Origin of the sequence: Pseudomonas sp. MWU349, assembly GCF_017947325.1 — a bacterium.
GTDB classification, from domain to species: Bacteria; Pseudomonadota; Gammaproteobacteria; order Pseudomonadales; family Pseudomonadaceae; genus Aquipseudomonas; species Aquipseudomonas protegens.
In genome coordinates this window covers 465443-491040 of record NZ_JAFEVP010000001.1, presented here as the reverse complement: position 1 = coordinate 491040, position 25598 = coordinate 465443, and the positions used below count along the sequence as shown (strand labels likewise).

The following is a 25598-nucleotide window of genomic DNA, read 5'->3' as shown; positions in this document are numbered from 1 at the left end:
GCTTAGACGCTGAGGGCGGCGCGCAGTTGCGCTTCGAGCTGGGCGGCGTCCAGTTCCTGGCCGATCAACACCAGGCGCGTGGTACGGGCCTCGTCAGCGCCCCACTTGCGGTCGAAGTGTTTGTCGAAACGGGTGCCCACGCCCTGGATCAGCAGGCGCATCGGCTTGTTGGGAATGGCGGCGAAACCCTTGACCCGCAGGATGCCGTGCTTGACCACCAGTTGGGTCAGGGCGTCCAGCAGCAGGCTTTCGTCGGCCTGGGGCAGCTCGATGGAGATGGAATCGAAGGCGTCGTGATCGTGGTCGTCGTGATCGTCATCGCCGTCATGGTGATGGTCGTGGTGGCTGTGGCGGCCGTCGATGTGTTCCTCGGAACCGGCGCCCAGGCCCAGCAGCACATCCAGGGGCAGGCGACCGCTGCTGGCCTCGATGACCTTGACCGCAGGCGGCAGCTCCTCGGCCACTTCCAGGCGCACCTTGGCCAGGTCTTCGGGGCTGATCAGGTCGGTCTTGTTGAGGATCACCAGGTCGGCGCTGGACAGTTGGTCGGCGAACAACTCGTGCAGGGGCGATTCGTGGTCCAGGTTGGGGTCGAGCTTGCGCTGGGCGTCCACTTGATCGGGGAAGGCGGCGAAGGTGCCGGCGGCCACGGCCGGGCTGTCGACCACGGTGATCACCGCATCGACGGTGCAGGCACTGCGGATTTCCGGCCACTGGAAGGCCTGGACCAGAGGCTTGGGCAGCGCCAGGCCGGAGGTCTCGATGAGGATGTGGTCAAGGTCGCCACGGCGTGCCACCAGTTCGCGCATCACCGGGAAGAACTCCTCCTGCACGGTGCAGCACAGGCAACCGTTGGCCAGCTCGTAGACCCGGCCGCTGGCCTCTTCCTCGGTGCAACCGATGGCGCATTGCTTGAGAATTTCGCCGTCGATGCCCAGCTCGCCGAACTCGTTGACGATCACCGCGATGCGCCGGCCCTGGGCATTGTCCAGCATGTGCCGCAACAGGGTGGTTTTGCCCGAGCCGAGGAAGCCGGTGACGATGGTGACGGGAAGTTTGGCCAGTGTTTTCATCGGATGCCCTTTGGCAAAAGGAGGCGGGCAAACGGGACGAGAACCGCAACGCCGGGCGCGCGGAGATTTCGCCACCGGATCACCCCGCCCGGTTGTAGTGAGAATCTCGGATCGAGGCAGGTCTCCTGGCTGAGGGCTTGCCAGTCGTCGGACCGGCGATTGCTGCGCCTTCCCACCGGCGTCGTCGACGCCCATGCAGTGGCCTTGCAGCATTCGAACCCTTCACAGTTGCGGGGGCAGCCGCGGCATCGACCGCGTTCCCTTCTTAGCTTCGACCCGTGGCCGAAGAACCTCGAAAGCGCAAGGCTACGCAGAGCCAGGGGGACGGTCAATCGACAATGCGCCCGTAGCAGCCGGCTTGCCGGCGAAAGGGCCATTGAACCTTGCACGAGCGCGGCGCACACCTGCGCAGCGGTCACGGCAATTGACGCCCCTGCCCGGCTCATGATCTCCTACACACCTTGTTACGGGTGCCCTTCACAGGGTGAAACGGGAAACCGGTGAATCACGTGCTTAACTAAAAAGCCGTGGCCAGTCCGGTGCTGCCCCCGCAACGGTAAGCGAGCGAAGTGTCAGATCCACTGTGCCAAGGCATGGGAAGGCGACACTTGCCGGCACGGCATGACACAGCCCTGCCCCTCGCAAGCCCGGAGACCGGCCCGCAACACTTACATAACAACCCGCGGTGGGCGGGCGCTGTTGCAAACCCTGCGTGGCCATCACGCGGGGTTTTCCTGCGCCGCTACCCCGCTGACACTCCAAAAGGGAAGCGCCATGTCGATCATCAGCAGCACCAGCCACTCCGCCAGCACGACCTCCACCCTGAGCCAACGCCTGGTGGCCGCCATCGGCGCTTCGATCCTCGGCGCCTGCCTGGTGTACTTCGCCGGCTTCTCCCATATCGAAGCTGTGCACAACGCGGCCCACGACACCCGTCACAGCGCAGCCTTCCCTTGCCATTGAGACCTGCCGACATGATCAAGCGTATCGCGCAAACCGCAGGTTTCACCGGCCTCTTGGCCGCCCTGCTGCTGACCCTGCTGCAAAGTTTCTGGGTCGCCCCGTTGATCCTGCAGGCGGAAACCTATGAAAAGGCCCCCGCGGCCGAAGTCCACGAACACGCCGAAGGCGCCATGGCCGGTCATAGCCACGATGCCGAGGCCTGGGAGCCGGAAGACGGCTGGCAGCGCACCCTGTCCACCACCGGCGGCAATCTGGTGGTGGCGGTCGGCTTCGCCCTGATGCTGGCCGGGCTCTACACCCTGCGCGCGCCCAACCGCACGTCCCAGGGCCTGCTCTGGGGCCTGGCCGGCTATGCCACCTTCTGCCTGGCGCCGACCCTGGGGTTGCCGCCGGAGTTGCCGGGCACCGCCGCAGCCGATTTGGCACAACGGCAGATCTGGTGGGTCGGCACCGCCGCCTCCACCGCTGTGGGTATTGCCCTGATCGTGTTCGCCCGCAACTGGCTGCTGAAGGTCCTGGGCGCGGCCATCATCGCCGTACCCCACGTGATCGGCGCGCCGCAGCCGGAAGTGCATTCGATGCTGGCCCCGGAAGAACTGGAAGCGCAGTTCAAGATCGCCTCGCAGCTGACCAATGCGGCCTTCTGGCTGGCCCTCGGGCTGATCAGCGCCTGGCTGTTCCGACGCAAGGGCGCGGGCCAGTACTCGGCATGATCGAAGTGAGCGCAGCGCCGACCCTGGTGGTCGGCCTGGGCTGCCAGAAAGGCTGCCCGGTGACCACGCTGCGCGCCTTGCTCGACCAGGTCCTGGCGGCGCACCAGTGGCAGGCCCGGCAGGTCCTGGCCCTGGCCAGCATCGACCTCAAGCGCAACGAACCCGGCCTGCTGCAACTGGCGGAGCAACTGGAACTGCCGCTGACCTGTTTCAGCAGCGGCCAGCTCGCCCCCTTTGCCCTGCGCCTGAGCCATCGCTCGCACATCGCCTTCGAACGCACCGGCTGCTACGGCGTGGCCGAAAGTGCCGCCCTGGCCCTGGCCGAACAGCTGTCACCCGGCCCGGCCACACTGCTGGTCCCCCGGCAAAAATACGCCCAGGCCACCCTGGCATTGGTCGCCACCCGGTAGAATCCCCGATAATTCCCGCCTTCGATCATGAGCAATCTTCATCTGAAGCACGGCTCCCGACCTTTTTTCACAGGACACAGCCATGACTGTCTATTTCATCGGCGCCGGCCCCGGCGACCCGGAACTGATCACCGTCAAGGGCCAGCGCCTGATCCATCGTTGCCCGGTGATCATCTACGCCGGCTCCCTGGTGCCCGAGGCCGTCCTTGAAGGTCACAGCGCGGAGCGGGTGATCAACAGCGCCGAGCTGCACCTGGAACAGATCATCGAGGCCATCAAACAAGCGCATGACCAGGGCCAGGATGTAGCCCGGGTGCATTCCGGCGACCCGAGCCTCTATGGGGCCATCGGCGAACAGATTCGCTGCCTGCGGGAGCTGGGCATCCCCTTCGAGATCATCCCCGGGGTCACCGCCACCGCCGCCTGCGCTGCCCTGCTGGGGGCCGAACTGACCCTGCCGGACGTGTCCCAGAGCGTGATCCTGACCCGCTACGCGGACAAGACCGCGATGCCTGCCGGCGAGGATTTTGCCAGCCTGGCGGCCCACGGCGCCACCATGGCCATTCACCTGGGGGTCAATCACCTGCCGAAGATCGTTGCCGAGTTGCTGCCCCACTACGGCGCAGACTGCCCGATTGCCGTGGTGCACCGCGCCACCTGGCCGGATCAGGACTGGGCCCAGGGCACCCTGGCGGACATCGTCGAGCAGGTGGCGGCCAAGGGCTTTCGGCGCACGGCCCTGATTCTGGTGGGCCGGGTGCTGGCCACGGATGCATTCAGCGAATCGTCGCTGTACCGCGCCGGGCACGCACACCTCTACCGCCCTTGACCCCCTTTGCGGGAACTGGCTGGCCAGCGAAGGCGATCTGGGCATTGGTGCAAGGCTTGAGGGCCCTTTCGCCGGCAAGCCGGCTCCTACGAGGTTGGAGTTCCTATGTTGCCGCGCTGGAGGCTTTTGGGGGGCGCTGGCTTGGGGGTATAAAAAACGGCGCTCACGGGGCGCCGTTTTTTTGTTTGCAGCGAACGCCTTAGTAGTAGGCGTTTTCTTTCTGCGTGTGGTCGGTGACGTCACGCACGCCCTTGAGCTCGGGGATGCGCTCGAGCAGGGTGCGCTCGATGCCTTCCTTCAAGGTCACGTCGGCCTGGCCGCAGCCCTGACAACCGCCGCCGAACTGCAACACGGCAATGCCGTCCTCGACCACGTCGATCAGGCTGACCTGGCCGCCGTGGCTGGCCAGCCCCGGGTTGATCTCGGTTTGCAGGTAGTAGTTGATGCGCTCGTTGACCGGGCTGTCGGCATTGACCATCGGCACCTTGGCGTTGGGCGCCTTGATGGTCAGCTGGCCGCCCATGCGGTCAGTGGCGTAGTCGACCACCGCATCATCGAGAAAGCCTTCGCTGAAGGCGTCGATGTAGGCGGTGAAGCTTTTCAGGCCCAGGGCCTTGTCTTCGGGTTTCTCTTCGCCCGGCTTGCAATAGGCGATGCAGGTCTCGGCGTACTGAGTCCCTGGCTGGGTGATGAAGATGCGGATGCCAATCCCCGGGGTGTTCTGCTTGGACAGCAGATCAGCCAGATAATCGTGGGCGGCGTCGGTAATGGTTATGGCGCTCATGGTGGTTCCTCGCAGACGTGGGCGCAGTTTACGCCAATCCAAGCCGCTGACAAAGTCCTAGTATTTTTGTCGGGATAGACTTTGGTATAGCGCGCCCCCCGGCCGCGCCAAGGCGCAGTCCGGGGGCGATGACAGCTCTATGTCAGAGGTTTTCGTAACGGTTCATGTCCAGGACCCCGGCTTCCACCGGGTCGGTTTCCTGCAGGTAGCGGGTCTGGTCATGGAAGTACTGCCAGAACTGCGGATGGCTGCGGCGGATGCCCCAGCGCTCGACGATCTTCTCGAAGCTGGCGGCGTCCCGGGCCGCCTGCATGGCGTCGACGAACTCCGGCACTTGCCCGGCCGGTACGTTGAACATGAAGTTCGGGTAGCTGCTGAGAATCCCCGGGAAGATGGTCAGGGTGTCCAGCCCCGGCTGATAGCGCAGCGACTCGCCGAGCATAAAGGCCACGTTACTGTGGGCGCGGTTGCGCAGCATGCTGTAGAACTCGCGCTTGCCGCTCGGGGCCTGGACCCGCAGCAGGGTCGCTTCCGGCAACTGTTCGATGACCTTGAGGCCCGCCGCCGGGCGCGACGCCAGGCGGCTCAGGGCCTGCTCGGCATCCTGCAGCGCCGGCTCGATGTTCGGGCGTGAACAGTAGGCACTGTCACAGCGGTTGATCGGATCCGGCTTGGCGTTGAGGTCGCCATAGCGGGCCAGCAACTGGTTGGCGAAATCCTTTTTCGGGTCCTTGAGGTCGAGCTTCAGCGCGCTGCGCTTGTCGTCGTCGATGGACTCGTAGTCCAGCCACATCTTGAACTTGCCGCTGTTCTGGTACCAATCGTCGAGGAAATCCTCACGGGTGCCGGCGGGCATCAGGCGCAGGAAGTTCTGCTCGGCGCCGTTGCGGATCAGGTCGAAGTACAACCGGGTCTGGGCCTGGTGGGAGACGTTGCCGAACACGTCGAAGTTCACCGCCAATTGATAGTAGGTGCGCTCCAGCAGCGGGTAGTCGAACAGCCACATCGTCTGTGGCACTTCGCCGATCAGGCCCTTGGTCACCGAGGCACTGTCGAAGTGGCGGAAGATGCTCAGCAGCGCGTTGTCGTTGCCGGCCCACAGGGTCGACCAGCTCGGGGCCGGGGCATGGGCATAAAAATCGCGGCGCAGGGCTTCATATTCGTTGCGCTTGTCGCGATAGGCCAGCCACAGGCTGAGCACGCTGCCCACGTCATCGTTCTGCCCGGGCATGGCCAACAGCGGCGTGGCCTGGCCGCGATAGGCCGGGTCGGTGATGTACAGGTCATGTTCGGGGGCCTGGAACAGCGCCCAGAAGTTATCGCGAATCACATCGGTGGCGATCTGCCCGCGGCACACCGGGCCACGGATAAAGGTGCGCACGAAGTACTCGGCGTTATCCAGCATGAACTGGTAGCGTGCCTTGGCCGGAATCGCTTCGAAGGTTTCGAACGGGTTGGCCCGGCGCGCCGGTCCGTAGCCCGGCAAGGCCGTGACCTGCCAGTCGCCGCTGTAGAACAGGGTCTTGACCCGGGCCATCTTCGCCGCGCTCAGCGGGTAGGTGATATGGGTCTTGTGTACGATCACCCCTTGCACCGGCCACAGGCGGTAATACACCTGGGTGCCCGGGTCGTCGTTGGGGCGACGGGTGTTGATCAGGTCGATGGGCTGGCCACTGGGGGTACGGGAACGCACCCACTGGAAGAAGTGCCCCGGCTCGCCGCCTTCAAAATAGAGATGGGCGAGGAACCAGTGCTCGTAGAGCCAGCGCGCCACTAGGCTCTCCCGGGCGCCAGGGGCGTTGAGCAGGTTTTCCCACTGCGCCACTTGCAGGCTTTCCCGGGCACTGGGGGCCAGGCCTTGCTCGTCGATGGGCGCGCCTGAGGCCAGCCAGCGTTGCAGGGTCAGGTATTGCTGATCGGTCAGGCCGGTGACCGCCAGGGGCATGCCTTCCTTGGGGTGAGCCCCGGCATAGGCGTCGAACTCCGCTGGCTGCGGGCACATGTTCTCGCGGCTCAGGCCCAGGGCAATCTCGCTGGGCAGCTTGGCGTTGGGTTGCAGCGGGGTGCGATGGCCCAATTCCAGCATGCGCGCCATCAGCGCCGCCTGGCTGCCCTGGGCGTCAAGCACCGAATAGAAACCCTTCTGCTGCCAGGCACGCTGGCCAGTGGCGTCATAGAACAGCCGCGTAGGCGCTTGGGCCTTGCTACGCTCGCCGTCGTACACGGGAATCTTCGAAGCACCGCGGCTGGCCCCTTCACCACTGCCCAGGTTGAGCTGACAAGCGGAGTCGTAGCAGGCATGACAGGCCACGCACTTCTCGGTAAAGATCGGCTGGATGTCGCGGGTATAGGAAATCGCCGGCGCCGGACCTTGTGCCATGCACACTGAACTCAGAAGCAGCAGCGCGCTGCTGACGATAAAACGAAACGGCATGTCCCTGGTCCCGAAAGAAAAAAAACGCCGCGATTCTACCGGTCTCACCCACCGACCAACATGAGCGATATTCATGCAAAAGCCACGCATGCCGCAAAACCATGCAGGTTTGTTATGATCGCCGCCCTTCGTAATGGCCTTACCAGGTAGTTCTCATGTCTGATCGCAGTGCTCGCCTCCACGCCCTCCAGCAAGCCCTCAAAGAGCGCATTCTGATTCTCGATGGCGGCATGGGCACCATGATCCAGAGCTACAAGCTCGAAGAGCATGACTACCGTGGCAAGCGTTTTGCCGATTGGCCCAGCGACGTCAAGGGCAACAACGACCTGTTGGTGCTGACCCGCCCGGACGTGATCGGCGCCATTGAAAAAGCCTACCTGGATGCCGGTGCCGACATCCTCGAGACCAACACCTTCAACGCCACCCAAGTGTCCCAGGCCGACTACGGCATGGAAGAACTGGTCTACGAATTGAACGTAGAAGGCGCCCGCCTGGCGCGCAAGGTGGCGGACGCAAAAACCCTCGAGACCCCGGACAAGCCCCGTTTCGTCGCCGGAGTCCTGGGCCCGACCAGCCGCACCTGTTCGCTGTCGCCGGACGTCAACAACCCCGGCTACCGCAACGTCACCTTCGATGAACTGGTGGAAAACTACACCGAGGCCACCAAAGGCCTGATCGAAGGCGGTGCCGACCTGATCCTGATCGAGACCATCTTCGACACCTTGAACGCCAAGGCCGCGATCTTCGCCGTGCAGGGCGTGTTCGAGGAATTGGGCTTCGAACTGCCGATCATGATTTCCGGAACCATCACCGATGCTTCCGGGCGCACCCTCTCCGGCCAGACCACCGAAGCCTTCTGGAACTCCGTGGCCCACGCCAAGCCGATCTCGGTGGGCCTGAACTGCGCCCTGGGCGCCCGCGAGCTGCGCCCCTATCTGGAAGAGCTGTCGAACAAGGCCAGCACCCACGTCTCGGCGCACCCCAACGCCGGCCTGCCCAACGAATTCGGCGAGTACGACGAACTGCCGGAACAAACCGCCAAGGTCATCGAAGAGTTCGCCCAGAGCGGCTTCCTCAACATCGTCGGCGGCTGCTGCGGCACCACCCCAGGGCACATCGGCGCCATCGCCAAGGCCGTGGCCGGTTATGCCCCGCGACAGATCCCGGACATCCCCAAGGCCTGCCGCCTGTCGGGCCTGGAACCCTTCACCATCGATCGCAACTCGCTGTTCGTGAACGTCGGCGAGCGCACCAACATCACCGGTTCGGCCAAGTTCGCCCGGCTGATCCGCGAAGACAACTACACCGAGGCCCTGGAAGTCGCCCTGCAGCAGGTGGAAGCCGGCGCCCAGGTGATCGACATCAACATGGACGAGGGGATGCTGGATTCGAAGAAGGCCATGGTGACCTTCCTCAATCTGATCGCCGGCGAGCCGGACATTTCCCGCGTGCCGATCATGATCGACTCCTCCAAGTGGGAAGTGATCGAGGCCGGCCTCAAGTGCATCCAGGGCAAGGGCATCGTCAACTCCATCAGCATGAAGGAAGGCGTCGAGCAGTTCATTCACCACGCCAGGCTGTGCAAGCGCTACGGCGCCGCCGTGGTGGTGATGGCCTTCGACGAGATCGGCCAGGCCGACACCGAGGCGCGCAAGAAGGAAATCTGCAAGCGCTCCTACGACATCCTGGTCAATGAAGTGGGCTTCCCGCCGGAAGACATCATCTTCGACCCGAACATCTTCGCCGTGGCCACCGGTATCGAGGAACACAACAACTACGCCGTTGATTTCATCAACGCCTGCGCCTACATCCGCGACGAGCTGCCCTATGCCCTGAGCTCCGGCGGTGTGTCCAACGTGTCGTTCTCGTTCCGCGGCAACAACCCGGTGCGCGAGGCGATCCACTCGGTGTTCCTGCTGTATGCGATCCGCAATGGCCTGACCATGGGCATCGTCAACGCCGGCCAGCTGGAGATCTACGACCAGATCCCGCAACAGCTGCGCGACGCCGTGGAAGACGTGGTACTCAACCGCACGCCCAACGGCACCGACGCGCTGCTGGCCATCGCCGACCAGTTCAAGGGCGACGGTAGCGTCAAGGAAGCGGAAACCGAGGAATGGCGCGGCTGGGACGTCAACAAGCGCCTGGAACACGCGCTGGTAAAAGGCATCACCACCCATATCGTCGAAGACACCGAAGAGTCGCGCCAAAGCTTCAGCCGCCCGATCGAGGTGATCGAAGGCCCGCTGATGTCCGGCATGAACGTGGTCGGCGACCTGTTCGGCGCCGGCAAGATGTTCCTGCCCCAGGTGGTTAAATCCGCCCGGGTCATGAAACAGGCGGTGGCCCACTTGATTCCCTTCATCGAGCTGGAAAAAGGCGACAAGCCGGAAGCCAAGGGCAAGATTCTCATGGCCACGGTCAAGGGCGACGTGCACGACATCGGCAAGAACATCGTCGGCGTGGTCCTGGGCTGCAACGGCTACGACATCGTCGACCTCGGGGTGATGGTGCCGGCGGAGAAGATCCTCCAGGTGGCCAAGGAACAGCAGTGCGACATCATCGGCCTGTCCGGGCTGATCACCCCGTCCCTGGACGAGATGGTCCACGTCGCCCGCGAGATGCAGCGCCAGGATTTCCACCTGCCGCTGATGATCGGTGGCGCCACCACCTCCAAGGCCCACACCGCGGTGAAGATCGAGCCCAAGTACAGCAATGACGCAGTGGTCTACGTCACCGACGCCTCCCGCGCCGTGGGCGTGGCCACCCAGTTGCTGTCCAAGGAACTCAAGGCCGGCTTCGTGCAGAAGACCCGCGAGGAATACGTCGAGGTGCGCGAGCGCACCGCCAACCGCAGCGCCCGCACCGAGCGCCTGAGCTACGCCGCGGCCATCGCCAAGAAGCCGCAGTTCGACTGGAGCAGCTACCAGCCGGTCAAGCCGACCTTCACCGGGGCCCGGGTGCTGGACAACATCGACCTCAAGGTGCTGGCCGAATACATCGACTGGACGCCGTTCTTCATCTCCTGGGACCTGGCCGGCAAGTTCCCGCGCATCCTCGAAGACGAAGTGGTGGGTGAAGCCGCTACCGCGCTGTACAAGGACGCCCGGGAAATGCTCGACAAGCTGATCAACGAAAAGCTGATCAGCGCCCGCGCCGTGTTCGGCTTCTGGCCGGCCAACCAGGTGCAGGACGACGACCTGGAAGTCTACGGCGACGACGGCCAGCCCCTGGCGCGCCTGCACCACCTGCGCCAGCAGATCATCAAGACCGATGGCAAACCGAACTTTTCCCTGGCCGACTTCGTTGCGCCCAAGGACAGCGGCGTCACCGACTACGTGGGCGGTTTCATCACCACCGCCGGAATCGGCGCCGAAGAAGTGGCCAAGGCCTACCAGGACGCCGGCGACGACTACAACTCGATCATGGTCAAGGCCCTGGCCGACCGCCTGGCCGAAGCCTGCGCCGAATGGCTGCACCAGCAGGTGCGCAAGGAGTACTGGGGTTATGCCAAGGACGAGCAACTGGACAACGAGGCGCTGATCAAGGAGCAGTACAGCGGCATCCGCCCTGCCCCGGGTTATCCGGCCTGCCCGGATCACACCGAGAAGAGCACCCTGTTCGCCCTGCTCGACCCCGAGGCCAGCGAAGGCCATGCCGGCCGCAGCGGCGTGTTCCTTACCGAGCACTTCGCCATGTTCCCGGCGGCGGCGGTCAGCGGCTGGTACTTCGCCCACCCCCAGGCGCAGTACTTCGCCGTGGGCAAGGTCGACAAGGACCAGGTGCAGAGCTACACCGAACGCAAGGGCCAGGACCTGGCCGTGAGCGAACGCTGGCTGGCACCCAACCTGGGCTACGACAACTGACCCAGGTTGTGCAGGAGCCGGCTTGCCGGCGAAGGCGGCCCCCGGGGCGTTTTCGCTGGCAAGCTCGCTCCAACGGCCGCCCGCCACCCCGGGCAGCATTGTCTATGCTCTGTTGACACCCAACCGTGTCGAGGGATTTATGGACGATCCAAGCAAGGACAATCAGCCTCCGACCTTCCTGCAGATGCTGCAAAGCGTGCTGGCCGCCGCCTTCGGCGTACAGAGCGGGAAGAACCGCGCCCGCGACTTCAGCCACGGCAAGCCCAGCCACTTCATCGTGCTGGGCATTCTGTTCACCACCCTGTTTGTTCTGGTGCTGCTGGGCATCGCCAACCTGGCGATGCACCTGGCGGGGGTCTGAAGCGGCGTCAGCGCAGCAACAGCTGCAACCCGAAGGGATAGCGGTAGCTGTCCGGTTTGCCTTGGGCGGACAGCCCGCGAAAATCGACCCGGGCCCCCACCTGATCCCCCAGGCGCAGTAACTGCCGGGCCTGGACCGGGGTCAATGCCTGGAACAGCGACAGTTGCCAATCCGGCCCGCCCAGGCGCCGGGCGTCCAGCCCCAGGGCATCATCGTGCAACACCACCAGGGCCCAGCCCCCCAGGGTGAAGTGCCCTGCCTCCAGCACCGACAACTTGCCGTCGATCAGGGCCTGCAAGGCCTCGGGCGAACTGTTGACTCCACTGAACAGCAGATCCGCTCCTGGCTTGCGGCCCAGTTCCCGGGCCGCTTGCATGGCCCCCAGGGCCATTTCGTCATTGGCCGACCAGATCAGTTGGGTTTTCGGGTAGCGCTTGAGCAACTGTTGCGCCTGGCGATAGGCGCGCTCCCGACTCCATTCGCCATAGACCAGCTGACGCAAATGCACCTGCGGATGTTCGGCCAGGGCCCGGCGCAAGCCGCGCTCGCGCAACTGCGCCGCAGGTGTGACCTTGAGCCCGGAAAATGCCAGGAGATCGATGCTGTGCCCTGCCGGGACGGGCCCAAGCTTGTGCAGCAGCTCCTTGAGCATGCGATAGCCGGCTGCCTCATCGTCGCCCACCATGCTGCCGATCCAGTCCGCATAGTTCTGCCGGCTCTGCCCGATCAGTTCCCGCTGGTCCAGGGTCAAAGGGCTGTTGACGATAAACAGCTTGGTCCCGGAGCCCTGGGACAGACGCAGGATCTGCGGCGCCACGTACTGTTCGTTCACCAGCATCAGGTAATCGGGTTTGTCGCGGCCCTGGAACAGCTCCCGGGCCTGCTGCAGCGTGTTCTGCGGATTGCGCTCGGCATAGAGGATGCGCAGGTCGAGCCCCAGATCCCGGGCGGCGGCCTGCATGAACTGCGAATAACTGACCCAGAAGGTCTCCGTGGATTTGCCGGGATTGAGAAACACCACCGATGTGGCGTGAGCGACCGCCCAGAAAGGCAGACTCAGGCACAACAGCCACTTGCACAGACGCTTGAACATTACGAGAAGAGCCCCAGAATTTCGCCCAGGCAGTATAACTGGCAAAGTGCTGGCCAACGGCGGCAAATTGTCTTGATTGTCCGACAATTCAGGCTCTTTTTTATCGTTCGACTACTGGTGACTGACCCAGAACACGGCCGTACCCACGACCAGTATGATCAGGAAGAGAATGGCCCAAGCATCAACACTACTGTCACTTTTCCTTACTTTGGTTGGATGGCTCATAGCATCGCCTCTAGTAGATTTTGTCGGTGACTGCTCAAAGACACGTCCACAGTTAAGACCAGGATTGCCCCTACCACAAATGAGGTTACTCTCACGCCCCTACCGTTAGTCGTTTTGGTTCTGTGCATATACTCAAACATCACTTTTGCGCATAACCGCAAACTGGTATCGTTCGGCGGCTCCGTTGGGAGTGCGCGGCCGTGCGCGCAGATTTGCTTACATGGGTGGCGTGAAGCGTGAACGAAGGCAAGACGAGGTGAGGCCGGCGAAAACCGCGCTGGACGCCAGTCCGAGCAGCGTACCGAAGCCGTTCACCGCAGTATTTGCCAAGTGCGCTTGAGCGCCGCCTGTAGCCTGAGAACTGGACCTATATGTACGTATACGACGAGTACGATCAGCGGATCATCGAGGACCGCGTCAAGCAGTTCCGTGATCAGACCCGACGCTATCTGGCAGGCGAGCTGAGCGAAGAAGAATTCCGCCCCCTGCGCCTGCAGAATGGCCTTTATATCCAACGTTTTGCCCCGATGCTGCGGGTCGCCGTGCCCTACGGCCAACTGACCTCGCGCCAAGCGCGGATGATGGCCAAGATCGCCCGCGACTACGACAAGGGCTACGCGCACATCAGTACCCGGCAGAACGTGCAGTTCAACTGGCCGGCCCTGGAAGACATCCCTGACATCCTCGCCGAGCTGGCCACCGTGCAGATGCACGCGATCCAGACCAGCGGCAACTGCCTGCGCAACGTCACCACCGACCAGTTCGCCGGTGTCGCCGCCGACGAGCTGATCGACCCGCGCCCCTGGTGCGAGATCGTCCGCCAGTGGACCACTTTCCACCCGGAATTTGCCTACCTGCCGCGCAAGTTCAAGATCGCCATCAACGGCTCGACCTCTGACCGCGCGGCCATCGAAGTCCATGACATCGGCCTGGAGCCGGTGTACAACGCCGCCGGCGAGCTGGGTTTCCGCGTGCTGGTGGGTGGCGGCCTGGGCCGCACTCCGGTGGTCGGTGCCTTCATCAACGAGTTCCTGCCCTGGCAGGACCTGTTGAGCTACCTCGACGCCATCCTGCGGGTCTACAACCGCTATGGCCGGCGCGACAACAAGTACAAGGCGCGGATCAAGATCCTGGTCAAGGCCCTGACCCCTGAAGTGTTCGCCGAGAAAGTCGAAGCCGAGATGGCCCACCTGCGCGGCGGCCAGACCACCCTGACCGATGCCGAAGTGCATCGCGTGGCCAAGCACTTCGTCGACCCGGACTACAAGACCCTGAGCAACCAGGACGCCGAACTGGCCGCCCTGGACCAGCAGCACCCGGGCTTTGCCCGCTGGCGCGCGCGCAACACCCTGGCCCACAAGAAGCCGGGCTACGTGGCCGTGACCCTGTCGCTCAAGCCCACCGGCGTAGCGCCGGGGGATGTCACCGACAAGCAGTTCGACGCCATCGCCGACCTGGCCGACCGTTACAGTTTCGGCCAGCTGCGCACCTCCCACGAGCAGAACATCATCCTCGCCGACGTCGAGCAGAGCCAACTGTTCACGCTGTGGGGCGAGTTGCGGGAGAACGGCTTCGCCACACCGAACATCGGCCTTTTGACCGACATCATCTGCTGCCCGGGCGGCGACTTCTGCTCCCTGGCCAACGCCAAGTCGATCCCGATCGCCGAATCCATCCAGCGCCGTTTCGACGACCTGGACTACCTGTTCGACATCGGCGAACTGGACCTGAACATCTCCGGCTGCATGAACGCCTGCGGTCACCACCACGTGGGCCACATCGGCATCCTCGGGGTGGACAAGAAAGGCGAGGAGTTCTACCAGGTGTCCCTGGGAGGCAGCGCCAGCCGCGACGCCAGCCTGGGCAAGATCCTCGGCCCGTCCTTCGCCCAGGACGACATGCCCGACGTGATCTCGAAGCTGATCGACGTGTACGTGGAACAACGTACCGAAGACGAACGCTTCATCGACACCTATCAACGTATTGGCATCGACCTCTTCAAGGAGCGCGTCTATGCAGCGAATCATTAAGAACAACGAGGTCATCGACGAAACCTGGCACCTGCTGCCCAAGGACGCGACCCTCGACGGCATTTCCAACTGCGACGACCTGATCGTGCCACTGGCCCTGTGGCGCGAGCATGCTCACGCCCTCAAGGCCCGCGATGGCGGCCTGGGCGTATGGCTGGATGCGGACGAAGAAGCCGAGGAAATCGGTGACGACGTCGAGCAGTTCCAGGTCATTGCCCTGAACTTCCCGGCCTTCACCGATGGCCGCAACTACTCCAACGCCCGCCTGCTGCGTGACCGCTACGGCTACAAGGGCGAGTTGCGAGCTATTGGCGACGTGTTGCGCGACCAACTGTTCTACCTGCACCGCTGCGGCTTCGATGCCTATGCATTGCGGGCCGACAAGGACCCCTACGAAGCCCTGGAAAGCCTCAAGGACTTCTCGGTGACCTACCAGGCCGCCACAGACGAACCGCTGCCGCTGTTCCGTCGCCGCTAAGCCCTGGCGCCAACAAAAAGCCCTGAAGCGGTTTCCCGCTTCAGGGCTTTTTTGTTGAAGAGGCCCTCAGGCCTTGTGCAAAACTTATGATCGCCTTCGCTGGCAAGCCAGCTCCTACAACAGATGCCCGCAAACGACACACGCCCTGTAGGAGCCGGCTTGCCGGCGAAGAGGCCCTCAGGCCTTGTGCAAAACTTGCGACCGCCTTCGCTGGCAAGCCAGCGCCTACAAAGCCAGCTTCAACAAGGCCCGCTTCAACAAGGCCGGTGGGGTTACCAGAAGCGCTGTTGGGTCAGGCGGCTCCACCAGGTCAGCAGCACGCGGTCGATGGAACCGCTGGCGGCCAGGCCTACGCGCTCCTGCAGGCTCTTGCGCTCGGCATAGTGCAGGTGGAACACCTCGGCATTCTTGGCCTTGTCCGCCAGGTATTCGTCACTGGTCTGCAACTCGTCCACCAGCAGCTTTTCCTGCGCCGCCACGCCCAGCCAGACTTCACCGGTGGCCACTTCATCAATGGCCAGTTGCGGGCGATAACGGGAGACGAAGTTCTTGAACAGTTGATGGGTCACGTCCAGGTCTTCCTGGAACTTCTCCCGGCCCTTCTCGGTGTTCTCGCCGAACACCGTCAGGGTGCGCTTGTACTCGCCGGCGGTGAGCACTTCAAAATCGATGTCGTGCTTTTTCAGCAGGCGGTTGACGTTGGGCAACTGGGCCACCACGCCAATGGAACCGAGGATGGCAAACGGCGCGCTGATAATCTTCTCGCCGATGCAGGCCATCATGTAGCCGCCACTGGCCGCCACCTTGTCGATGCACACCGTCAGCGGCACGCCAGCCTGGCGGATACGCGCCAGCTGCGACGAAGCCAGGCCATAGCTGTGCACCATGCCGCCACCGCTCTCCAGGCGCAGCACCACTTCATCCTTGGGCGTGGCCAGGCTCAGCAAGGCGGTGATCTCGTGGCGCAGGCCTTCAGTGGCAGAGGCCTTGATATCGCCATTGAAGTCCAGCACGAACACCCGGGGCTTGGCCTCGGCCGGCTGTTTCTTGTGCTTCTTCTGGCTCTTTTCGGCCTTGCTCTTGGCCTTGCGCAGGGCCTTGAGCTGATCCTTGTCCAGCAGGCTCTGCTCCAGGCGCTCGCGCAGCTCCTTGTAGAAATCATTGAGCTTGCTGACCTGCAACTGCCCCACACCCTTGCGCCGCCCCTTGCTGCGCAGCGCAGCGGCGGTGATCAGCACCACCAGGATGGCAACCACCAAGGTCACGGTCTTGGCCAGGAAACTGGCGTATTCGGCGAAAAACTCCACAGGGACTCCTCAAACATGAACCGCTGCCAACCGGCAGCGCAATGGGCTAAAGCATACCGGCGCGACCGGTCGGCCACCAGTCGGGAAACCTCGTGTTACGAGGCTCCAACAATCATTTCAAACAAGCGTATGTTTTTTCATTGACAGCTCATCGGCATCCTCATAACCTCGCAAAACTTTCAACGTACCGGGATGACGCGGACGTGGGCAGCATCTACTTGATTCGACATGGCCAGGCCTCTTTCGGTGCAGACGACTACGACGTGTTGTCCGCCACCGGCGTGCGCCAGGCTGCAGTGCTCGGCGAGCATCTGGCAGCGCTGGGCATCAGCTTCGATCGCTGCCTGTCCGGCGACCTGCAGCGCCAGCAGCACACCGCCCAGGCCGCTCTGGAACAGATGAGCGCCGCAGGCTTTGACAGCCCGGCCCTGGAAATTGACTCCGCCTTCAACGAATTCGATGCCGACGCCATCATTCGAGCCCTGCTGCCCGACCTGCTGCCCCAGGAACCTGAAGCCCTGAACATCCTGCGTAACGCCGCGCAAAACCGCGGTGAGTTCCAGCGCATCTTCGCCCTGATCATCCAGCGCTGGCTGGCCGGCACCTACGACCCGCCGGGCCTGGAAAGCTGGCTGGGTTTCGTCGAGCGGGTCCAGGGCGGCCTGCAACGGATTCTCGAAGCAGCCAACAACCAGCAGAAGATCGCCGTGTTCACCTCCGGCGGCACCATCACCGCCCTGCTCCACCTGATTACCCGGATGCCCGCCCAGCAGGCTTTCGAACTGAATTGGCAAATCGTCAACACCTCGCTCAACCAGCTGAAGTTCCGCGGTCGCGAGGTGTCCCTGGCTTCCTTCAACGGTCATGCCCATCTGCAACTGTTGAAGGCCCCGGAGCTCATCACCTTCCGTTGAGCCCGGCTTACTGTGACCCTTGCTGTAACCACCCCATAAAAGGATCGAACCATGACCACCGTAGCTGACGCCGTACAAGCCATGAAAGCCAAGTTCAACCCAGCTGCCGCTGCCGGCCTGGACCTGGTTTTCGGTTTCCGCATCGATGACTCCAAGCACTTCTCGCTGGTGGTCAAGGACAGCACCTGCGAACTCAAGGAAGGCGAGAACCCGGACGCCCAGGTCACCCTGGTCATGGACGGTGAAACCCTGAACGGCATCGTCACCGGCGAAACCGACGGCATGCAAGCCTTCATGGGCGGCAAGCTGCGCGCCGAAGGCGACATGATGCTGGCCATGAAACTGAGCGAGCTGTTCCCAGCCTAAGACCGCGCAAGGTCCGGCTGTACCCGAATCCCGCCCCTGTGGCGGGATTCGTCGTTTCTGGCCGCCGCAACCGCTCTGGCCCACGCCTTTGCCCTGAATCAATACCGCTGGGCGGCTGGCATTTCAGGCGAGACGCTTGATTGATCTCGGTCAGTCCCCACCCCGCAACGCCCCTCTACTCTTGCGCCTTCCATCGCGGCCAGGGACGGCTCAGCCGGAGCCACCTGCCATACCGCCATCACTCACGGAAGAGTCTGCATTATGCGATCACTGAAGATCATCCTGCTGTCCACCGCCTTCAACGGCCTGACCCAACGTGCCTGGCTCGACCTGCGCCAGGCCGGCCACCGCCCCAGCGTGGTGCTGTTCACCCGCGAAGAAGAAGTCTGCCGGCAGATCGAAGAGGCCAAGGCCGACCTGGTGATCTGCCCGTTCCTCAAGGACCGGGTGCCGCAACAGCTGTGGAGCAACACCAAGCGGCCGGTGGTGATCATCCACCCAGGCATCGTCGGCGACCGTGGCGCCAGCGCCCTGGACTGGGCCATCAGCAAGGAACTCAAGCGCTGGGGCGTCACCGCATTGCAGGCGGTGGAAGAAATGGACGCCGGGCCAATCTGGTCGACCCATGAATTCAACCTGCCCGCCGGGCTGCGCAAGTCCGAGCTGTACAACGGCCTGGTGAGCGACGCGGCGATTCACTGCATCCGCGACGTGGTGGAAAAATTCCGCAACGGCTTCCGCCCCGTGCCCCTGGACTACGACAACCCCGCGGTGCTTGGCCGCCTGCAGCCGAACATGAAGCAATGCGACCGCACTTTCAGCTGGCATGACAGCGCCCAGTTCATCAAGCGCAGCATCGACGCCGCCGACGGCCAGCCCGGTGTCCTGGCCAGCCTCGCCGGCGGTCAGTACTACGTGTACGACGCCCACCTGGACTCACGCACCGGCATGCCCGGGCAACTGCTGGCGGTGCACGACGATGCCGTGCTGGTGGCCTGCGGCGATCACAGCCTGTGGATCGGCTCCCTGCGCCTCAAGCCCCAACCCGGCGAGGAAACCTTCAAGCGCCCGGCCCGCCACGTGCTCGGCGAGCGCCTGGCCGATGTCCCGGTGCTGGACTGGTCGGTATCCAGCAGCCCATTCAGCACCGAAGCCTACCAGCCGATCCGCTACCGCGAGTCCGGCCGAGTCGGTGAGCTGACCTTCGAGTTCTACAACGGCGCCATGAGCACCGAACAGTGCCAGCGCCTGGTCAGCGCCCTGCGCTGGGCCAAGGCCCGGGACACCCAGGTGCTGCTGGTACGCGGCGGCCGCGGCGCCTTCAGCAACGGCGTGCACTTGAACGTGATCCAGGCCGCCGAAGTGCCGGGCCTGGAAGCCTGGGCCAATATCCAGGCCATCGACGACGTCTGCCTGGAACTGCTCAGCGCTCGCCAACTGGTGGTCAGTGGCCTGACCGGCAATGCCGGCGCTGGCGGCCTGATGCTGGCCCTGGCCGCGGACGTGGTCCTGGCCCGCGCCGACACCGTGTACAACCCGCACTACAAGAGCATGGGCCTGTACGGCTCCGAATACTGGACCTACAGCCTGCCCCGCGCCGTCGGCCAGGCCATGGCCAAGCAACTGACCGAAGCCTGCCTGCCCATCAGCGCCCTCCAGGCCCTGCAGATGGGCATGGTCCAGGAGATCGGCCCACGCTGCCCGGACGAATTCGGCCTGTGGCTGCTGCAACGGGCCAACGGCGTCCTCACCGACCCGCGCTACCAGCACCTGCGCCAGCGCAAGCTGGACGCCGACCCGCAACTGATGCAGCACTGCCGCAACGCCGAGCTGGAAGAGATGCACATGGACATGGTGCAAAACCGCAAGGGCTTCGCCGAGAAGTGCAGCAACTTCGTCTACAAGCGCAAGACCTGCTGCACCCCGGAGCGACTGATCGAAGCCTGGGCCAAGCCCCAGGACATCGCCTTGGTGGGTTGATCCACGATCGATGCACGCCCCGTCACCGCCCGGCTAAGCACCGGGCGGTTTCATTTTCCCGACTGCAACAGCAAGGCCACCAACGCCGTCCAGCCGGTCTGGTGGCTAGCCCCCAGGCCGCGCCCGGTTTCGCCATGGAAGTATTCATGGAACAGCACCAGCTCGCGGTCCTCGGCCGCCACCTGCAACTGCGGGTAGCCGCTCATGGACGGCCTGCGCCCTTCTTCGTCCAGCAAGAACAGTCGGCTCAGCCGCTGGCTCAAGCCGTCAGCCACCTCCTCCAGGGACGCCAGATACCCGGAGCCCCGCGGGTACTCCACCGAGAAGTTGACGTCGTAGTAGCGGTGAAACTCGCGCAGCGATTCGATCAGCATGTAGTTGATCGGCATCCACAGCGGCCCGCGCCAGTTGGAGTTGCCGCCATACAGCCGTGAATCGGACTCCGCCGGCACATAGCGGGCGCACAACTGCTTGCCGTCCACCTGCATGGCGAACGGCTGCTCGAAGGCCTTGGACAGGGAGCGGATACCGAAGTCCGAGAGGAACTCGCTGTCATCGAGCATGCGCTTGAGCAGGTCCTTGGTACGCTCGCCGCGCAACAGCGCCAGGAGCATGCGGTTGCCCTTACCCGGCTCGTACCAGCGCGACACCAGGCTCGCCAGGTCCGGCCGGTGATGCAAGAAGCCCAGCAGGCGCTGGGCCAGCCCCGGCAGGTTTTCGTGCTCGTGCTGCTCCAGCACCTGCACCGCGAACAGCGGCATCAGCCCGACGATGGAGCGCAGGCGCAGCGGCTCGTTCTGCCCGTCGGGGCGGTGCAGCACATCGTAGAAAAACTGGTCCTGTTCGTCCCACAGCCCCTCGGCGCTTTCATCCACGCGGTTGATGGCCCCGGCGATATACAGGAAGTGCTCGAAGAACTTCACCGCAATGTCCACGTACACCCCATTGCGCTTGGCCAGCTCCAGGGCGATGCGCATCAGGTCCAGGGCATAGGCCGCGACCCAGGCGGTGCCATCGGCCTGATCCAGGGCGAAACCATCAGGCAACGGCGCGGAACGATCGAACAGGGCGATATTGTCCAGGCCGAGAAAACCGCCCTGGAACAGGTTGCGGCCCTCGGCATCCTTGCGGTTGACCCACCAGGAAAAATTCAGCAGCAGCTTGTGGAAGATGCGTTCGAGAAAGTCCAGGTCGCCCACGCCGGTCAGGGACTTTTCCTGCTGGTAGACCCGCCAGCAGGCCCAGGCGTGCACCGGCGGGTTGGCATCATCGAAGCGCCACTCGTAGGCCGGCAGCTGGCCGTTGGGGTGCATGAACCTATCCTTGACCAGCAGCAACAGTTGCTGCTTGGCAAAGCCAGGGTCGATCAAGGCGAAGGCCACCGCCTGGAAGCCCAGGTCCCAGGAGGCGTACCAGGGGTATTCCCAGGTATCGGGCATGGAAACGATGTCGCAGTTGGACAGGTGCCGCCAATGGGTGTTGCGCAGGTGCTCGCGCGCGCTCGGCGGCGCCGGCTGCCCGGGATCACCATCAAGCCACTGGTTGACATCGAAGTAGTACAGCTGCTTGGACCACAGCAGCCCCGCCAGGGCCTGGCGCTGGACATTGCGCGCGTCGTCGCTGGCGATGTTCTGCTGCAACGCCCCGTAGAACTCATCGGCCTCGCGCCGGCGCTGCTCGAACAGGCTGCGGGCGCTGACCGGCTCGCTACCGGCCGGGGCAAAGCGCAGGAACAGGCGCTTGCTCTCGCCGCCCGCCAGCTCAAGGACGAAGTGCGCCGCCACCCGGGTGCCGCCATCGAAGCTCACCGCACTGGCCTGGCCATCCACCAGGTAGTCGTTGAAACCATCCTTGAACGGCCCGGGTGACGCCAGCCCGTCCAGCTTGGGGAAATTGCTGTCGTTGTTGCAGAACAGCCACTGGCAGGGCTCGGCCCCCCAGGCGGTGATCTGCCGGTCGGGCAGTTGCCCATGCCGCGCCAGCACCTTGTCGCCCTCCAGACGCAGGCTCGGCCGCGGCGCGTCGCCGCCCCAACTCCAGGTGTTGCGCGCCCAGACCTGGGGCAGCACCCGCAAGCGGGCCGGCTGGTGAAAACGGTTGTGCACGGTGATGTGCATGAAAATGTCATCGGCCGTGTGCTTGGCATATTCCACCGTCACGTCGAAGTAGCGGTTGTCCTCGAAGACCCCGGTATCGAGGATCTCGTACTCGGTGTCGTTCAGGCCGCGACGGGCGTTTTCCGCCACCAGGTCGGCATAGGGGAAAGCCGCCTGGGGGTACTTGTAGAGCATGCGCATGTAGGCATGGCTGGGCACGCCGTCGAGGTAGAAGTACAGCTCCTTGACGTCCTCACCGTGGTTGCCCTCGGCGTTGTTCAGGCCGAACAGACGCTCCTTGAGAATGCTGTCGTGTTCATTCCACAGCGCCAGCCCCAGGCACCAGTGCTGGGCCTTGTCGGAAAACCCCGCCAGCCCGTCCTCGCCCCAGCGGTAGGCACGGCTGCGGGCATGTTCGTGGGGGAAGTAGCTCCAGGCGTCGCCATCGGCGCTGTAGTCCTCGCGCACTGTGCCCCACTGCCGCTCGCTGAGGTACGGGCCCCACTGGCGCCAGTGCTCAGCGTCGCTGCCTTGCAGGCGCCGGCCTTCAACCGTATCGAGGATGCTGCTGGTGGATTTTGCCGGCATGGGGGAGTGTCCTTGGCCATGGAGGTGACTTGCAGTGTAGGAGCGACCTGCCACGCCGCCCCATGACAAATGTTTCACGGTGCGAAGGCCTGAGGCCGCGAAAAAACCACGAGACACCCGGGCCAGAGCCCTTACGGCTAAATTTTCCGCCACTGGCTCGTTATAATCGGCAACCCTTTTATGGCAATGCGAATTCGATGATGTTCAGTTGCAAAGCGTTTTTCCCGGCCCTGTTCCTGATGGCCACCTGTTCGGCCCAGGCCGCCGGCCTTGACCTGAGCTACCCGCAACCGCCGTTGCCGGCCACCGCCCAGGCCCCGGCGCCAGAGAGCGACACGCCAAAGCTCAAGTTACAGTTCAAGCCGGCCATCAGCTACGAGCACCGTTGCAGCGGCCAGTGCACCTATGAAACCAATATCGACCAGTTGCACGACCGCGAAACCCGCCAAAGCGCAAGCGTCGGCTTCGACTGAGCCCCGCCATTGAACCTGCGGCACGCTTGATCCACACTCGCGCTCCTGAGTCCTACAGCAAACTCAGAAAGTCCTGTCCTGCCAGTGCCTTGTTCCGTTTTGGGGTACATGCCTATAGTCCCGGGTCGTCCTGATGACGAACGGGTTTGGCGACCCGATGACCGTGTGCGAGAGCCCTGTGCTTATTTGCAGGGCTTTTCGCATCCGTAACGCTGCCTATATGGCGGCTGTACGCGGGAGACCTTTGGGTCTGCCGGCTCCTCGGTCCCGGTTCGCCAACCTGCGTACAGCTGCCACCTTTCGTTTGGCGACGATCCAGTGGCGCTCTCAACCGACCGAGGCGTTACTTATGAACAGATACATGCCGATCACCGGCCACGACTGCACCATTCCCTCCCTGCTGATCGATACCCAGGCCCCTTCCGATGTGCTGTACGAAGCAGCCGCCTATCGCATCCGCGCCGTCACCCAACTGCTGGAAAACTTCGCCGCCCGCCCCGACATCCCCGGCGATGCCGTGGTGCTGCAAGAGCTGGCGCTGATCTGCGCCATTCCGCTGCGCGATGGCTGTGACGTGCTGGATGTACTGGGCCGCCAGCTGCACGCGCAGCACCCTTAAGCCTGTAGGAGCCGGCTTGCCGGCGAAGAGGCCCACAGCCTTGTGCAAACCCTGAGGCCGCCTTCGCGGGCAAGCCCGCTCCTACAGCAGATCCCGACATCGCGCGAAATCCCGTAGGAGCCGGCTTGCCGGCGAAGAGGCCACGAGCCTTGGGCAAACCTTGAGGCCGCTTTCGCGGGCAAGCTCGCTCCTACAGCAGATCCCGGCATCGCGCGAAATCCCGTAGGAGCCGGCTTGCCGGCGAAGAGGCCCGCGAGCCTTGGGTAAACCTTGAGGCCGCCTTCGCGGGCAAGCCCGCTCCTACAGCAGATCCCGGCATCGCGCGAAATCCCGTAGGAGCCGGCTTGCCGGCGAAGAGGCCCGCGAGCCTTGGGCAAACCCTGAGGCCGCTTTCGCGGGCAAGCCCGCTCCTACAGAACGTCTCGATTGGGTGGTGGCGCATTCAAACAGGCCGAGGGACACGCCGCCCCAGTGCTCACAAAAACGCAACACCAGGCTGCGTGCTTTGTGATGGTTGGGCTAGGGTGGAAGCGATACAGTCGGGCCATCAGCAACCCGACTGACGCCCGACACAAGGATGCGTTCGATGACTGATCTGCACGATCTATTCACCTCGCAACTGCTGGCGCAATTCGCCAGCCGCCAGCTCTCACCCCTGGACTATTACGAACACCTGCTGGCCCATATCGGGCGCTGGGAGCCGCATATCCGTGCGCTCTACGCCTTCGATCCGGAGCAGGTGCGCCAGCAGGCCCGGGCCGCCACCGAGCGCTGGAACAAGGGCACCCCCAACGGCCCGCTGGACGGGGTGCCGGTGACGATCAAGGAGCTGATCGCCACCCAGGGCACGCCGATTCCGCTGGGCAGTGCGGCCACCACCTTGAAGCCGGCGTTGCAGGATGCACCGCCCGCCGCGCGGATGCGTGAGGCTGGGGCGATCCTCCTGGCCAAGACCACGGTGCCGGATTTCGGCATGTTGTCCTCGGGACTGTCGAGCTTCCACGGCATTACCCGCAATCCCTGGAACACTGCCTGCAATACCGGCGGCTCCAGTTCCGGCGCCGCTGCGGCCGCCGCGGCCGGTTACGGGCCGCTGCACATCGGCACCGACATCGGCGGCTCGGTGCGCCTGCCGGCCGCCTGGTGCGGGCTGGTGGGGTTCAAGCCGACCCTGGGGCGGATTCCCATCGACCCCTATTACACCGGGCGCTGCGCCGGGCCCATGACCCGCAGCGTCGAGGACACGGTGCTGATGATGCGCTACCTGGCCAAGCCCGATGCCCGGGATGCCACCAGCCTGCCGCCCTTGACCGGCGACTGGAGCGATGCGCCGGTGTCGGTCAACGGCTTGAAGATCGGCCTGATGCTGGAGCCTGGCGCCGGGCTGCAGCCGGAAGGCTTTGTCTGTGAGGCGGTGGAGCGCGCCGCGAAATGGTTCGAAAGCCACGGCGCCCAGGTGCGCCCCCTGGCCCCGATCATGGACCGCGCGCAACTGGACGGCCTGGACCGCTTCTGGCGCGCCCGGCAATGGGCGGAACTCTCGGCCCTGGGCGCCGAGCAGTTTGCCAAGGTGCTGCCGTACATCCGCGACTGGGCGGCGCCGGGCGCCGAGCTGTCCGGGGTCGAGGCGGTGCAGGGCTTCAACCAGACCTTCGAGATGCGCCGCCGCGCCGCCCAGGTGTTCAGCGAGTTCGACCTGGTGCTGTCGCCCACCAACCAGGTCAACCGTTTTCCCGCGCAGTGGCCGTCGCCCAGCAACGACCCGCAACAGCCGTTCGAGCACATCGTCTTCACCCTGCCCTGGAACATGGGCGAACAACCAGCGCTGTCGATCAACTGCGGTTTCGCCGCCGATGGCCAGCCCATCGGCCTGCAGATGATCGCCCCGCGCTTTGCCGATCAATGGCTGCTGCAAGTGGCCAAGACCTATGAGAGCTGGCGCGGAGCGATCCACAGCTGGCCGAATCCGCCGTCTCACTGACACACCGAAACTGCC

At 64.0% G+C, this 25598-nt stretch carries 20 protein-coding genes and 2 riboswitches; of the genes, 14 read left to right on the top strand and 6 right to left on the bottom strand.

Translation table 11 applies throughout. The features are described 5' to 3' along the window. Positions 1–2: 2 nt before the first annotated feature. Positions 3–1073: a cobalamin biosynthesis protein CobW gene (cobW, locus tag KCG88_RS02145; RefSeq protein ID WP_011061931.1), complete on the bottom strand. Its 1071-nt coding sequence runs from the start codon at positions 1071–1073 to the stop codon at positions 3–5. A 97-nt stretch (positions 1074–1170) separates the two neighbouring features. After that, positions 1171–1383, bottom strand: a riboswitch (cobalamin riboswitch). A 141-nt stretch (positions 1384–1524) separates the two neighbouring features. Continuing rightward, a riboswitch (cobalamin riboswitch) is annotated at positions 1525–1751 on the top strand. A gap of 96 nt (positions 1752–1847) precedes the next feature. Between cobW and KCG88_RS02140 the strand changes: the two genes are divergently transcribed. The 4 genes from KCG88_RS02140 to cobM all read left to right on the top strand — a co-directional run bounded on the left by KCG88_RS02140 (position 1848) and on the right by cobM (position 3988). After that, a complete protein-coding gene (locus tag KCG88_RS02140) occupies positions 1848–2036 on the top strand; it encodes a CbtB-domain containing protein (protein ID WP_011061932.1) in 189 nt (62 codons plus the stop codon). An 11-nt stretch (positions 2037–2047) separates the two neighbouring features. Then, positions 2048–2749 carry a CbtA family protein gene (locus tag KCG88_RS02135; protein WP_047337185.1) on the top strand — a complete coding sequence of 234 codons (702 nt, stop codon included), beginning with the start codon at positions 2048–2050 and terminating at the stop codon, positions 2747–2749. Then, a complete protein-coding gene (locus KCG88_RS02130) occupies positions 2746–3159 on the top strand; it encodes a cobalamin biosynthesis protein (RefSeq protein WP_210711624.1) in 414 nt (137 codons plus the stop codon). Before KCG88_RS02135 ends, KCG88_RS02130 begins: the two co-directional genes overlap by 4 nt. An 82-nt stretch (positions 3160–3241) precedes the next feature. Then, positions 3242–3988 carry a precorrin-4 C(11)-methyltransferase gene (gene cobM, locus KCG88_RS02125; protein ID WP_047287710.1) on the top strand — a complete coding sequence of 249 codons (747 nt, stop codon included), beginning with the start codon at positions 3242–3244 and terminating at the stop codon, positions 3986–3988. 199 nt (positions 3989–4187) lie between these two features. Here the strand turns inward: cobM and nfuA are convergent, their stop codons facing one another. Together nfuA and KCG88_RS02115 are read right to left on the bottom strand one after the other, a co-directional pair. Then, positions 4188–4772, bottom strand: a complete 585-nt coding sequence (gene nfuA, locus KCG88_RS02120) for a Fe-S biogenesis protein NfuA (protein WP_011061936.1) — start codon at positions 4770–4772, stop codon at positions 4188–4190. 142 nt (positions 4773–4914) lie between these two features. Beyond that, the gene (locus KCG88_RS02115; RefSeq protein WP_047337187.1) at positions 4915–7206 is read right to left on the bottom strand and encodes a fatty acid cis/trans isomerase; all 2292 of its coding nucleotides are present in this window, start codon (positions 7204–7206) and stop codon (positions 4915–4917) included. Positions 7207–7361: 155 nt separating this feature from the next. Between KCG88_RS02115 and metH the strand changes: the two genes are divergently transcribed. Further along, positions 7362–11072, top strand: coding sequence for a methionine synthase (gene metH / locus KCG88_RS02110; protein WP_210711623.1), 3711 nt, complete (start codon positions 7362–7364; stop codon positions 11070–11072). A gap of 139 nt (positions 11073–11211) precedes the next feature. Further along, the gene (locus tag KCG88_RS02105) at positions 11212–11433 is read left to right on the top strand and encodes a DUF2970 domain-containing protein (RefSeq protein ID WP_015636084.1); all 222 of its coding nucleotides are present in this window, start codon (positions 11212–11214) and stop codon (positions 11431–11433) included. Between the two features lie 7 nt (positions 11434–11440). On the opposite strand, the gene KCG88_RS02100 is transcribed toward KCG88_RS02105, so the two are convergent. Continuing rightward, positions 11441–12526, bottom strand: a complete 1086-nt coding sequence (locus tag KCG88_RS02100; protein WP_210711622.1) for an ABC transporter substrate-binding protein — start codon at positions 12524–12526, stop codon at positions 11441–11443. A gap of 596 nt (positions 12527–13122) precedes the next feature. On the opposite strand from KCG88_RS02100, the gene KCG88_RS02095 reads away from it, so the two are divergent. Both KCG88_RS02095 and KCG88_RS02090 read left to right on the top strand, forming a co-directional pair. Beyond that, a complete protein-coding gene (locus KCG88_RS02095; RefSeq protein WP_047287719.1) occupies positions 13123–14781 on the top strand; it encodes a nitrite/sulfite reductase in 1659 nt (552 codons plus the stop codon). Beyond that, complete coding sequence (locus KCG88_RS02090) at positions 14765–15259, top strand: DUF934 domain-containing protein (RefSeq protein WP_011061942.1); 495 nt, start codon at positions 14765–14767, stop codon at positions 15257–15259. The genes KCG88_RS02095 and KCG88_RS02090 overlap by 17 nt, the downstream gene beginning before the upstream one ends. 272 nt (positions 15260–15531) lie before the next feature. On the opposite strand, the gene sohB is transcribed toward KCG88_RS02090, so the two are convergent. Further along, positions 15532–16566, bottom strand: coding sequence for a protease SohB (sohB, locus tag KCG88_RS02085; RefSeq protein WP_047287721.1), 1035 nt, complete (start codon positions 16564–16566; stop codon positions 15532–15534). 203 nt (positions 16567–16769) lie between these two features. On the opposite strand from sohB, the gene KCG88_RS02080 reads away from it, so the two are divergent. The 3 genes from KCG88_RS02080 to KCG88_RS02070 all read left to right on the top strand — a co-directional run bounded on the left by KCG88_RS02080 (position 16770) and on the right by KCG88_RS02070 (position 19826). Then, positions 16770–17480, top strand: coding sequence for a histidine phosphatase family protein (locus KCG88_RS02080; RefSeq protein WP_047287723.1), 711 nt, complete (start codon positions 16770–16772; stop codon positions 17478–17480). A 51-nt stretch (positions 17481–17531) separates the two neighbouring features. Then, positions 17532–17846: an SCP2 sterol-binding domain-containing protein gene (locus KCG88_RS02075; protein WP_047287725.1), complete on the top strand. Its 315-nt coding sequence runs from the start codon at positions 17532–17534 to the stop codon at positions 17844–17846. Between the two features lie 261 nt (positions 17847–18107). After that, positions 18108–19826, top strand: a complete 1719-nt coding sequence (locus KCG88_RS02070) for a hydrogenase maturation protein (RefSeq protein WP_210711621.1) — start codon at positions 18108–18110, stop codon at positions 19824–19826. A 50-nt stretch (positions 19827–19876) separates the two neighbouring features. On the opposite strand, the gene KCG88_RS02065 is transcribed toward KCG88_RS02070, so the two are convergent. Continuing rightward, positions 19877–22510: a glucosidase gene (locus tag KCG88_RS02065; protein ID WP_047337191.1), complete on the bottom strand. Its 2634-nt coding sequence runs from the start codon at positions 22508–22510 to the stop codon at positions 19877–19879. Between the two features lie 200 nt (positions 22511–22710). On the opposite strand from KCG88_RS02065, the gene KCG88_RS02060 reads away from it, so the two are divergent. From KCG88_RS02060 to KCG88_RS02050, 3 genes are all read left to right on the top strand, one after another. Then, positions 22711–22983, top strand: coding sequence for a hypothetical protein (locus KCG88_RS02060; RefSeq protein ID WP_246882536.1), 273 nt, complete (start codon positions 22711–22713; stop codon positions 22981–22983). A gap of 349 nt (positions 22984–23332) precedes the next feature. Beyond that, entirely contained in the window at positions 23333–23602 is a 270-nt protein-coding gene (locus KCG88_RS02055; RefSeq protein WP_210711619.1) for a hypothetical protein, read from the top strand. 586 nt (positions 23603–24188) lie between these two features. Beyond that, positions 24189–25583: an amidase gene (locus tag KCG88_RS02050; protein ID WP_210711618.1), complete on the top strand. Its 1395-nt coding sequence runs from the start codon at positions 24189–24191 to the stop codon at positions 25581–25583. Positions 25584–25598 lie beyond the last annotated feature (15 nt).